The following is a 10,828-nucleotide window of genomic DNA, read 5'->3' as shown; positions in this document are numbered from 1 at the left end:
GGGGTCTGCGCGCTCATCGAGAAGCCGCTCGCCGATACCGTGGAAGGCGCGCGCCGCCTCGTCGAGGCCTTCGACTCGCGCGGCCTGGTCGCCGGCGTCGGCCACATCGAGCGCTGCAACCCCGCGCTGCGCTCGCTGCGGGCCCGCCTGGAGACCGGCGAACTCGGCGACGTCTACCAGGTTGTCACCCGCCGTCAGGGCCCCTTCCCGCACCGCATCGCCGACGTCGGCGTAGTGAAGGACCTCGCCACGCACGACATCGACCTGACCGGCTGGGTGACCGGACGCGAGTACGTCTCCATCGCCGCGCACACCGTCTCCAAGAGCGGCCGCGAGCACGAGGACATGGTCTCCGCGGTCGGCCGCCTCGACGACGGCACGATGGTCAACCACCTGGTCAACTGGCTGAGCCCGCTCAAGGAACGGTTCACCTCGGTCACCGGCGAGCGCGGCTGCTTCATCGCCGACACCCTCACTGCGGACCTGACCTTCCACTCCAACGCCGCCGTGGCGACGGAGTGGGAGGCCCTGCAGGCATTCCGGGGAGTGTCGGAAGGCGACATGATCCGCTACGCCATACCCAAGCGCGAGCCGCTCCTGGTCGAGCACGAGCTGTTCCGTGACGCGGTGCTCGGCAAGCCCGCCGACATCTGCACCCTGCGCCAGGGCATGCGGACGGTCGAGGTCGCGGCGGCGGTGCTCGAGTCGGCGATGGACAACCGCAGCGTTTCGCTTCAGTCGGAGGATCTGGCAATCCATGGGATCTGACAACCAGGCGTCGGTGGGCCGACCCGTGCGCGGCCGGATCGTGATGCTCGTCGACAACGGAGTCAACGGTGACTCGCGGGTGCAGAAAGAGGCCCGTTCGGCTGCTGAGGCCGGCTGGGACGTCGTCCTGCTCGGCAGGACCAAGAGTAAGAAGGAGCAGACCTGGCAGATTGGTGACGCCCAGGTACGTCTCCTGCATGTGCCCGGCCCGTTGTTCCGCCGCCGTCACGAGTACCGGCGTGCTGTGCTGCGCTCCCCGCTGGCCTACAAGCCCGGACCGCTGGGCGCTTACCGGCGGCAGAAGGTGAAAGCCTGGCGAGCCGACCTCAACATCCGGCTGATCCTGGCCCGGCAGGAGGGCTCGGTGCTCGGTCGGCTGCGTCTGCTGGTGCCTCGGCTCGCCTCCCGGCTGCTGGACCCCTGGGTGACCCTGCGCCACCGTAAGACCCAGGCGCTGGAGAAGCGGCGCAAGGAGATGAACTCGGCCCTGGACCGGTTCACCACCTCCTTCTGGCAGAAAACCATGGGCGACCGCGCCTGGCGCCGGCTGGACCCCAACCTGTGGGACTACGAGCTGGCGTACGGAAAAGTCATCGACGAACTCAAGCCCGACATCATCCACGCCAACGACTTCCGCATGCTGGGTGTCGGCGCCCGCGCCACGCTGCGCGCGCGTGCTCAGGGCAGGAGCGTCAAGCTCGTCTGGGACGCCCACGAGTTCCTGCCGGGCATCAAGCCGTGGAACCCGCATCCGCGCTGGCACATCGCCCAGTGCGCGCACGAGCGGGAGTACGCGCGGCACGCCGACGCCGTGACGACGGTGTCGGACACCCTCGCCGGGATGCTGCAGGAGCGGCACGGCCTCAAGGAGCGCCCCACCATCGTGCTCAACGCCCCGGATGCGGAGATCTCACCGGAACAGGCAGCCGAGCCCGTCCCGGACCTGCGCGAGCTGTGTGGCATCGGAGCCGACGTTCCGCTCACCGTCTACAGCGGTGCCGCCGCCCCGCAGCGCGGCCTCGACATCATGGTCGAGTCCCTGCCGCTGCTGCCCGAGGTGCACACCGCGTTCGTCGTGCTCAACACCGGATCCGACTACATGCGGACGCTGCGGGCGCGTGCGGAGGAGCTGGGGGTCGACGACCGGCTGCACATCCTGCCGTACGTACCGCACTACCAGGTGGTGCCTTTCCTGTCGGCGGCGGACATCGGCGTCATCCCGATTCACCACTGGCCGAACCACGAGATCGCGCTCATCACGAAGTTCTTCGAGTATTCCCACGCCCGGCTGCCTTTCGTGGTCAGCGATGTGAAGACGATGGGCTCGATGGTCGAACAGACCGGCCAGGGCGAGGTTTTCCGGGCCGAGGACTTGGAGGACTACGTGCGAGCGGTGAAGTCGGTGCTGGGAGACCTGGAGCGCTACCGGAGCGCGTATGACGCGCCGGGGCTCCTCGACCAGTGGACATGGGAGGCCCAGGCGGAGAGGTTGAACGCGGTCTACGCCGGGCTGCTGTCCGACGGCGAAGACCGGTCAGCGGCCGACCCGAAACCGAAAAAGGCGCGGGAATGATGGACATGTCGGCCGTCACCGTCCACAACAACGACCTCTGGCTGGACGCCACTATCAACGTCCCCGTCGTCGGCGGCGCCGGCTCGGTGGCCGTCCGGGCCACGTCCCGCGCCAAGAAGACCGTCGGTTCCAAGAGGAAGTAGCCCCCCGCCCATGAACATCTGTGTAGTCGCACTCGGCAAGATCGGTCTCCCGCTCGCCGTGCAGTTCGCCTCCAAGGGCCACCGGGTCATCGGCGCGGACGTCAACGAGAAGGTCGTCGAGCTGGTCAACGCCGGCATCGAGCCGTTCCCCGGTGAGCACGACCTCGACGTCAAGCTCAAGCAGGCCATCGCCGCCGGACTGCTGAGCGCGACGACGGACACCGCAGCCGCGGTCGCCGAGGCCGAGGCCGTTGTCGTGGTCGTCCCGCTGTTCGTGGACGCCGAGGGCGTACCGGACTTCGGCTGGATGGACGCGGCCACCAAGGCGATAGCCAAGGGCCTGAAGCCGGGCACCCTCGTCTCGTACGAGACCACGCTGCCCGTCGGCACCACCCGCACCCGCTGGGCGCCGATGCTGGCCGAGGACTCCGGCCTGACGGCGGGTGAGGACTTCCACCTGGTGTTCTCGCCCGAGCGAGTCCTCACCGGGCGCGTCTTCGCCGACCTGCGCCGCTACCCGAAGCTGGTCGGTGGCATCGACGAGGCGTCGACGGCCCGCGGTGTGGAGTTCTACGAGCAGGTCCTCGACTTCGACGAGCGCAACGACCTGCCCCAGCCGAACGGCGTGTGGGACCTGGGCACCGCCGAGGCCTCCGAGTTGGCCAAGCTCGCCGAGACGACCTATCGGGACGTCAACATCGGCTTGGCCAACCAGTTCGCGCGCTTCGCCGATCAGAACGGCATCGACGTCAAGAAGGTCATCGAGGCCTGTAACTCGCAGCCGTACAGCCACATCCACCAGCCGGGCATCGCGGTCGGCGGCCACTGCATCCCGATCTACCCGCGGATGTACCTGTGGAACGACCCGGCCGCGACCGTCGTGCGTTCCGCCCGCGAGGCCAACGCGGCCATGCCGGCGTACGCCGTCGATCTCCTCGCGGCCGCCTACGGCGACCTGACCGGCGTGAACGTCCTCGTGCTGGGTGCCGCCTACCGGGGCGGCGTCAAGGAGACCGCGTTCTCCGGCGTCTACGGCACGGTGGAGGCGCTGCGTGAGCGCGGCGCGGTGCCCTACGTCTCCGACCCGATGTACACCGCCGAGGAGTTGACCGCGCACGGCCTGCCCCCGTACGAGGGTCAGACCGTGACCGCCGCCATCCTCCAGGCCGACCACGCCGAGTACCGCGAGCTGTCCGCAACCGACCTGCCCGACGTACGCGTCCTGGTCGACGGCCGCCGCACCACCGACCCGGCCCGCTGGGAGGGCGTGCGCCGCGTCGTCATCGGCGGCTGAACACCAAGGGCTCGGTCGCCCGCCCAACGGCCCACTCATCCAGCCGAGGAAGCTCTCTTGTCAACCGCTGAACCAAGATCCGAGGCGGGCGACCGCCCGCACCTGCTGTACTTCGCGATCGGTTTCCCGCCCGCGGCCAAGAGCTGCGTGTTTCGCATGCGGGAGACCGCCAACCAGTTCGCGTCACTGGGGTGGCGGGTCACCGTCGTCACGATCGAGGACGAAGGATGGCTGGGCGACTGCGGCATCGACCCGACGCTCTCCGCGTCCGTCGACCCCCGGATCGACATCGTGAAGCTGCCGCTGTCCCGGGACGACCTGGAGACCGACCTGCGTCGGTTCTCGCGGGAACGGGCCATCGACCCGCAGCTGTGGCACAGGACCATGCGCGAGCGGGCGTTCGAGATCTTCCCCGACCCCGTCTTCGGCGGCTGGCGGTACGACCTGGAGGAAGCCGCGCTGCGCATCCACCGGGAACACCCCGTGACGCTCTCCCTGGCCAGCTGCGTCCCGTATGTCCAGCTGGCCGCCCTGCGGCGCCTGTACGAGGACTGCGGCGTGCCCTACGCCGTGGACTTCCGCGACGGCTGGTCCATCGACGTGGTGGACGACGTCGAGGCGTTTCCCAGGGACTCCGAGGCGGGGAAGTGGGAAGAGCGGGTCATCGCCGACGCAGTGTCCTTCTGGTGCGTCAACGACCCCATCGCGGAGCATTACCGCAACCGCTACCCCGAGCACCGCTCACGCATCCACGTCGTCCGCAACGGCTACGACGCCGACAGCGTGGACCTGCCGGTCCGGCAGCGGTCCGCCGACGAGCCGCTCGTCTTCGGCCACTTGGGCACAGTCAGCTTCTCGGTCCGGCTGCTGGAGAAGGTCCTCGAGGCCTGGAGTGCCGCGCGGGCCCGTGATCCGCTGGTCGCCTCGGCCACGCTGGAGGTGCGCGGACACATCGGTGTCGGCGCCAACCGCGGCGCCAACAAGCACATGGAGTTGTTGCGCGGGGCCGCCGACGACGGGGTCGTGGTCGGTGGCCCGGTGCCCAAGGCCGAGGTGTCCCAGGTCTACGGCGGCTGGGACGCCCTGCTGCTCGTCATCCTGGGCGGCCGGCACATGACCTCCGGCAAGGTCTACGAGTACATGAGCACCGGCCTTCCGATCGTGTCCATGCACGAACGGGAGCACGACGCGTCCCGCCTCCTGGACGGTCACCCCTTGTGGACGGGCGCGCACGGTCTCGACGTCGAGAAGCTGACGGAGTCCTTCTGCCGCGCCGCCCACCTGGCGGTCTCGGCCACCGACGAGCAGCGCCGGGCGGCACGCGCGCACGGTGCGGCCTATGAGCGCGGGGCGCTCATGCGGCCCGCGGTGCGGGCTCTGACCGAGCTGGTCACGGGAGCGGTCCCCGAGATCGAGGAGAAGGTGGAATCGTGATGGACGTGCTCGTCGTGGTGGGGCGCATGCCCAACACCGACACCCTCTCCGCGTTCGTCGCCGAACTGAAGGAACTCGACGCGCGCGTTCATCTGGTCGGTACCTTCTCCAAGCACGCCATCGACCCCGGATGGGGACTCGAGACCGTGCGGCGGGTGGCGACGGACGGCGCCAACCTGGACTGGCGTGCCCGGGCCCGTGCCCTGGAAGCACACCCGCACGAACGCTTCTGGGCCTACGTCGGCGCGGACCAGGAGGTGCTGCGTCTGGCGAAGGCCGCAGACGTGATCGTCGCGGTCGACACCAAGGCTTACTACAGCACCTGGGAGCTGGCCCGGCTCAACCCGCGGGCACACGCGTGCGTGGGCTTGGCCGCGGCGCAGCGCAAGGCCCAGGCAGTGCGGGACGGGGTGGCGCAGCCGCCGCGCGTCGAGCAGACGAGCGGGGCGGACGCCGGGCAGGAGCAGCGCACCTCGGACATCGCCCTGCTCCTGGGCCACAAGAAGCTGCTGAGCAACAAGGCTGGTGCGGCTCTCGCCCGGCGGGTGCCGCTCCTCCCGATGCGGGAGAAGACCCGCATCGACATGACCCGCAACCTGGTGATCGGTCTGTTCGCCGCCAAACGCAACCGGGCCGCGCTCGCGACCGCGAGTTCGGTGGCGGGCAAGCTTCGCGGCACCGAGGCACGTTCCGAGGTGCTGCGCACCGCGACCCGGCGTGCGCTGGCGCAGGGATTCACGCCGGACACCCTGCTGGCCTCGGCGGAGGCCGATCTCGCCCACGCCGACCGCCTGTTCGCGGACCGGGACGCGGCCGGCGCGGCGGAGTTCGTCGATCACGGCCTGCACACGGCCTTCCACCGGGTCGCCCACATCGACCAGCGGGAGAGCCCGCTGCCGAAGCGGGCGGAGGAGTTCGCCCGTCTGACCGCGGCGTCGACGGCCGCGTCCGCCGTGGCCGCGGGGCGCGGCCGGGCGCATCTGGTGGCGGAGCCGGAGCCGGGCAGGCCGCGGCGCCTGCTGGTCGTGATGGACGGCAACGACAACTTCCTCGGCCTGATCAGGACTTACTACGAGTCGAACCCCGACGTCGAGCTGAGGTTCCTCGACATCGCCGACTACCCCGGTATCAAGCGGCTCGCCGGCAACCGCCGCCGTCTCATGGAGTACCGCCTCGGCGGCGATCCGATGTACGGCTTCACCGCCGAGCAGCACCTGCGCCCCCACCTCGACTGGGCCGACACGGTGTTCATCGACTGGTGCGCCGCCGCGGCGCTGTTCACCAGTGTGGACCCGGGCACCGCCCGCATCGTGGTACGGCTCCACAGCTACGAGGCCTTCTCGTACTGGCCCCGGCTGACGGACTTCTCCCGCGTCGACGACCTGGTCTTCGTCGCGGACCACATCCGTGACCTGGCCCTGCGTTCCGTGCCGGCCCTGACCGGAGCGCAGGCGCCACGCACGCACGTCGTCGGCAACGGCATGGACCTCGCCGGCTTCGCCCTGCCGAAAAACCCCGACGCCCGCTTCACCGTGGGCATGGTGGGCATCGGACAGGTCGCCAAGGACCCCCTGTGGGCCCTGCAGGTCATCCGGGAACTGCGCCGCCGCGACGAGCGCTACCGGCTGGTGATGATCGGCGGCGACATGGACACGAAGGCGAGTCAGGCGGCCGCCGCCTATCAGCGCTCCTTCCAGCGCAAGGTGACCGCGCTGGAGGCCGAGGGGGCCGTGGAGCGCCGGGGAGCCATTACCGACGTGCCCGGCAACCTGCGGGACATCGGCGTCATCCTCAGCAGCTCCGTGCTTGAGGGCTGCCACGTCGGCGTGATGGAGGGCGCCGCCAGCGGGGCGGTCCCCGTCGTCCGCGACTGGCCCTTCTTCTCGGGGCAGAAGCACGGCGCCTCGACGCTCTACCCGGCGGACTGGGTGGTGGGCACCCCGGAGGCGGCCGCGGACCGGATCCTCGCCGTCACCGCCGACGAGGAGACGTGGGCGGGGCACGGCCGCGAGAGCGAGAAGCACGCCCTGGCCTCGTGGGACTGGCCGGTGGTCCGGGGAGAGTTCGACCGGCTCTTCGGCATCGGCTGACGTCGGGAGCCCGGCCCCTGGTCCAGGAGGACATGAGACGGCCCGTGGTCCGCAGGGGCACTCCTGCGGACCACGGGCCGTTCGTCTGCCTTCCTCTACTTCCTCAGGCGTCGCGCTCGGTGAGGACGCCGTCCTTCTCGTCGTACAGCGCACCCGTCTCCGGGCACTGCCACACCCCGGCCTCCTTCTGCACGAGCTTGTGCCCGGCGCGTCCCACCCAGCCGACCTGGCGCGCCGGCACGCCCATCACCAGGGCGAAGTCCGGGACGTCCTTGGTGACGACGGCGCCCGCGGCGACCATGGCCCAGCGGCCGATGGCCAGGGGCGCGACGCACACGGAACGCGCGCCGATCGAGGCCCCGTCGGCGATCCTCACGCCGACGGCCTCCCAGTCGCCGCCGCGCTTCTGCTTGCCCTCGGGGTCGACGGAGCGCGGGTTGTGGTCGTTGGTGAGGACCACGGCCGGGCCGATGAAGACGCCGTCGCCGAGTTCGGCCGGTTCGTAGACGAGCGCGTAGTTCTGCAGTTTGCAGTTGTCGCCCATGCGTACGCCCGAGCCGACGTACGCGCCGCGGCCGATCACACAGCCCTCGCCCAGTCGGGCGCCCTCGCGGATCTGTGCGAGGTCCCACACGCTGCTTCCGGTGCCGATCTCGGCACTCTCGTCGACCTGGGCGCTGGGCTGGATCCTGTAGCTCACTTGGCTGCCTTCCCCTGTTGGCTTCGGCAGCGAGCATACGGGTGCGGGGTCGGCCTCATGCCGCGTGCGTCGGGTCGGTGGACGTCGAGCCTCCCCGGCCGGGAGGGCGGTCCGAGGCGGACCGACGAGAGTGGTCCGACCTGCGTGGTTCAGGACGATGAAGGTTTCCTCCAGGCCGCTGATCCGGGACGACAGCGACGATGTCGGCGTGGGGTGTCGGTCCGGTTTGACCGGCCGGTGCACGCCCCGTAACCTTGACCGTCGGCGTGTCCACTGAGCACGCCACATCCCCGTAAACCTCTTCCTCCCGGGAACGAGCCCGCACGGGCCGTGGCCGGGAGAGGGCGTCCGCGCGTGTCGCAGGGCGGCTGGCCTGCGGGGTGCCGTTTCGAGCGAGAGAGTGAGATCCGCGTGTACGCCATCGTGCGCAGCGGTGGTCGCCAGCACAAGGTTGCTGTCGGCGACATCGTTGAGGTTGACAAGATTTCCACCGCCAAGGTCGGCGACACGGTCGAGCTCTCGACCCTGCTCGTCGTCGACGGCGACTCCGTGACCAGCGACCCGTGGGTGCTGGCCGGCATCAAGGTCCAGGCCGAGGTCGTGGACCACCACAAGGGCCAGAAGATCGACATTCTGCGCTACAAGAACAAGACCGGCTACCGCCGTCGGCAGGGCCACCGCCAGCAGTACACGGCGATCAAGGTCACCGAGATCCCCTCGGCCGCGAAGTAAGGGACTGAAGAGACATGGCACACAAGAAGGGCGCATCGTCCACCCGGAACGGTCGCGACTCCAATGCCCAGCGGCTCGGCGTGAAGCGCTTCGGCGGTCAGGTCGTCAACGCGGGTGAGATCCTGGTCCGCCAGCGCGGCACCCACTTCCACCCGGGCGCCGGCGTCGGCCGGGGCGGCGACGACACGCTGTTCGCGCTGCAGGCCGGTGCGGTGGAGTTCGGCACCAGCCGCGGCCGCAAGGTCGTGAACATCGTTCCGGTCGCCTGACCGGAAAGCTTTCGCGAGGCGGACCTCACTTCCCCGGCGGGAAGGCGGGTCCGCCTTTCGCGTGTTACGCAGTAGTTACGTCCGTACGTTTTCGCAGTGCTGGAGGCACCCCATGACCACCTTCGTGGACCGCGTCGAACTCCACGTCGCCGCGGGTAACGGAGGCCACGGCTGTGCCTCCGTCCACCGTGAGAAGTTCAAGCCGCTCGGCGGCCCGGACGGCGGCAACGGCGGGCGCGGCGGTGACGTGATCCTCACCGTCGACCAGTCCGTCACCACCCTCCTCGACTACCACCACTCCCCGCACCGCAAGGCCACCAACGGCAAGCCCGGCGAGGGCGGCAACCGCGCCGGCAAGGACGGCGCGGACCTGGTCCTGACCGTGCCGGACGGGACCGTCGTCCTCGACAAGGCGGGCAACGTGCTCGCCGACCTGGTCGGCCACGGCACCTCCTTCGTCGCCGCGCAGGGCGGCCGCGGCGGTCTCGGCAACGCGGCGCTGGCCTCCGCCCGCCGCAAGGCGCCCGGCTTCGCGCTGCTGGGCGTGCCGGGGGACCTGCAGGACATCGTCCTGGAGTTGAAGACCGTCGCCGACGTGGCGCTGGTCGGCTACCCGAGCGCCGGCAAGTCCTCGCTGATCTCCGTGCTGAGTGCGGCCAAGCCGAAGATCGCCGACTACCCCTTCACCACCCTCGTGCCCAACCTGGGCGTGGTGACGGCCGGTTCGACCGTCTACACCATCGCCGACGTGCCGGGCCTCATCCCCGGAGCCAGCCAGGGCAAGGGGCTGGGCCTGGAGTTCCTGCGCCATGTGGAGCGGTGCAGCGTGCTCGTGCACGTGCTGGACACGGCCACCCTGGAGTCCGACCGCGACCCGCTCTCCGACCTCGATGTCATCGAGGAGGAACTGCGGCAGTACGGCGGCCTCGACAACCGCCCGCGCATCGTCGTCCTGAACAAGATCGACGTACCCGACGGCAGGGACCTCGCCGAGATGGTCCGCCCCGACCTCGAGGCGCGTGGTTACCGTGTCTTCGAGGTGTCGGCGGTGGCGCACACGGGGCTCAAGGAGCTCTCGTACGCGCTGGCCGACCTGGTCGCGAAGGCGCGTGCCGCGCGGCCGAAGGAGGAGGCGACCCGGATCGTCATCCGGCCGAAGGCGGTCGACGACGCCGGCTTCACCGTCACCCACGAGGGCGACGGCCTCTTCCGCGTGCGCGGCGAGAAGCCCGAACGCTGGGTGCGGCAGACCGACTTCAACAACGACGAGGCCGTCGGCTACCTCGCCGACCGCCTCAACCGCCTCGGTGTCGAGGCGGAGTTGATGAAGGCCGGTGCCCGGGCCGGCGACGGTGTCGCCATCGGTCCCGAGGACAACGCGGTCGTCTTCGACTGGGAGCCGTCGGTCATGGCGGGTGCGGAGATGCTGGGGCGGCGTGGCGAGGACCACCGCTTCGACGCGCCGCGTCCGGCCGCCCAGCGGCGCCGGGACAGGCAGGCCGAGCGGGACGAGACGGAACAGGGGTACGAAGAGTTCGACCCCTTCGCCTCGTAGACCGGTTTCACGGTGCCGGCTCCGGCAGCGGCCACGTCATCGCCGACAGGTCGACCCAGCCCGGCAGGACCTCCATGCGGGGCAGCGACAGGGCCAGCACGCCGCCCTCCGAGATCTGCAGGGTGGCCACGTTGACCGTGGACGCCGGCAGGGTCTGCAGCAGAGCGACACCGCGGTGGGTGCGGGCCGGGCTCACCGCCGTGTCCAGCACCGCGCTGACGGGGGTCGTACTGGAGGTCCAGCGGGATCCGAAGCCGCCGCCGTCGGCGG

General features: G+C 70.2%; 11 protein-coding genes. 9 read left to right on the top strand and 2 right to left on the bottom strand.

What is annotated here, in order from left to right; genetic code table 11:
* The 6 genes from RH94_RS06665 to RH94_RS06645 form a co-directional block, all read left to right on the top strand.
* The coding region (locus tag RH94_RS06665) for a Gfo/Idh/MocA family protein (protein WP_234425574.1) at window positions 1-768 on the top strand (768 nt) is incomplete at its 5' end.
* Window positions 758-2,341, top strand: coding sequence for a glycosyltransferase family 4 protein (locus RH94_RS06660; RefSeq protein WP_234425573.1), 1,584 nt, complete (start codon window positions 758-760; stop codon window positions 2,339-2,341). The genes RH94_RS06665 and RH94_RS06660, both read left to right, overlap by 11 nt.
* Window positions 2,338-2,484 carry a hypothetical protein gene (locus RH94_RS40655; RefSeq protein ID WP_158073029.1) on the top strand — a complete coding sequence of 49 codons (147 nt, stop codon included), beginning with the start codon at window positions 2,338-2,340 and terminating at the stop codon, window positions 2,482-2,484. The genes RH94_RS06660 and RH94_RS40655 overlap by 4 nt, the downstream gene beginning before the upstream one ends.
* Window positions 2,485-2,494: 10 nt before the next feature.
* Complete coding sequence (locus tag RH94_RS06655) at window positions 2,495-3,778, top strand: nucleotide sugar dehydrogenase (RefSeq protein ID WP_073946707.1); 1,284 nt, start codon at window positions 2,495-2,497, stop codon at window positions 3,776-3,778.
* A gap of 57 nt (window positions 3,779-3,835) precedes the next feature.
* Window positions 3,836-5,212 carry a glycosyltransferase family protein gene (locus RH94_RS06650; protein ID WP_073946706.1) on the top strand — a complete coding sequence of 459 codons (1,377 nt, stop codon included), beginning with the start codon at window positions 3,836-3,838 and terminating at the stop codon, window positions 5,210-5,212.
* Complete coding sequence (locus tag RH94_RS06645) at window positions 5,212-7,302, top strand: glycosyltransferase family protein (protein ID WP_073946705.1); 2,091 nt, start codon at window positions 5,212-5,214, stop codon at window positions 7,300-7,302. The genes RH94_RS06650 and RH94_RS06645 overlap by 1 nt, the downstream gene beginning before the upstream one ends.
* A 103-nt stretch (window positions 7,303-7,405) precedes the next feature.
* Here RH94_RS06645 and RH94_RS06640 read toward each other — a convergent pair whose 3' ends face one another.
* On the bottom strand, window positions 7,406-8,002 hold the full coding sequence (locus RH94_RS06640) for an acyltransferase (RefSeq protein ID WP_073946704.1): 597 nt from the start codon (window positions 8,000-8,002) through the stop codon (window positions 7,406-7,408).
* A 411-nt stretch (window positions 8,003-8,413) separates the two neighbouring features.
* Between RH94_RS06640 and rplU the strand changes: the two genes are divergently transcribed.
* From rplU to obgE, 3 genes are all read left to right on the top strand, one after another.
* The gene (gene rplU, locus RH94_RS06635; RefSeq protein ID WP_073946703.1) at window positions 8,414-8,734 is read left to right on the top strand and encodes a 50S ribosomal protein L21; all 321 of its coding nucleotides are present in this window, start codon (window positions 8,414-8,416) and stop codon (window positions 8,732-8,734) included.
* Between the two features lie 14 nt (window positions 8,735-8,748).
* The gene (gene rpmA, locus RH94_RS06630; protein WP_030051735.1) at window positions 8,749-9,003 is read left to right on the top strand and encodes a 50S ribosomal protein L27; all 255 of its coding nucleotides are present in this window, start codon (window positions 8,749-8,751) and stop codon (window positions 9,001-9,003) included.
* Window positions 9,004-9,115: 112 nt separating this feature from the next.
* Window positions 9,116-10,558, top strand: a complete 1,443-nt coding sequence (gene obgE, locus RH94_RS06625; RefSeq protein WP_073946702.1) for a GTPase ObgE — start codon at window positions 9,116-9,118, stop codon at window positions 10,556-10,558.
* Between the two features lie 7 nt (window positions 10,559-10,565).
* Here the strand turns inward: obgE and RH94_RS40650 are convergent.
* Window positions 10,566-10,828: hypothetical protein (locus RH94_RS40650; protein WP_158073028.1), on the bottom strand; the 263-nt coding region annotated here is incomplete at its 5' end.

This window comes from Streptomyces kebangsaanensis, assembly GCF_001906585.1.
GTDB classification, from domain to species: domain Bacteria; phylum Actinomycetota; class Actinomycetes; order Streptomycetales; family Streptomycetaceae; genus Streptomyces; species Streptomyces kebangsaanensis.
The sequence above is the reverse complement of the archived record's forward strand: the minus strand, read 5'-3'. Positions and strand labels throughout refer to the sequence as shown.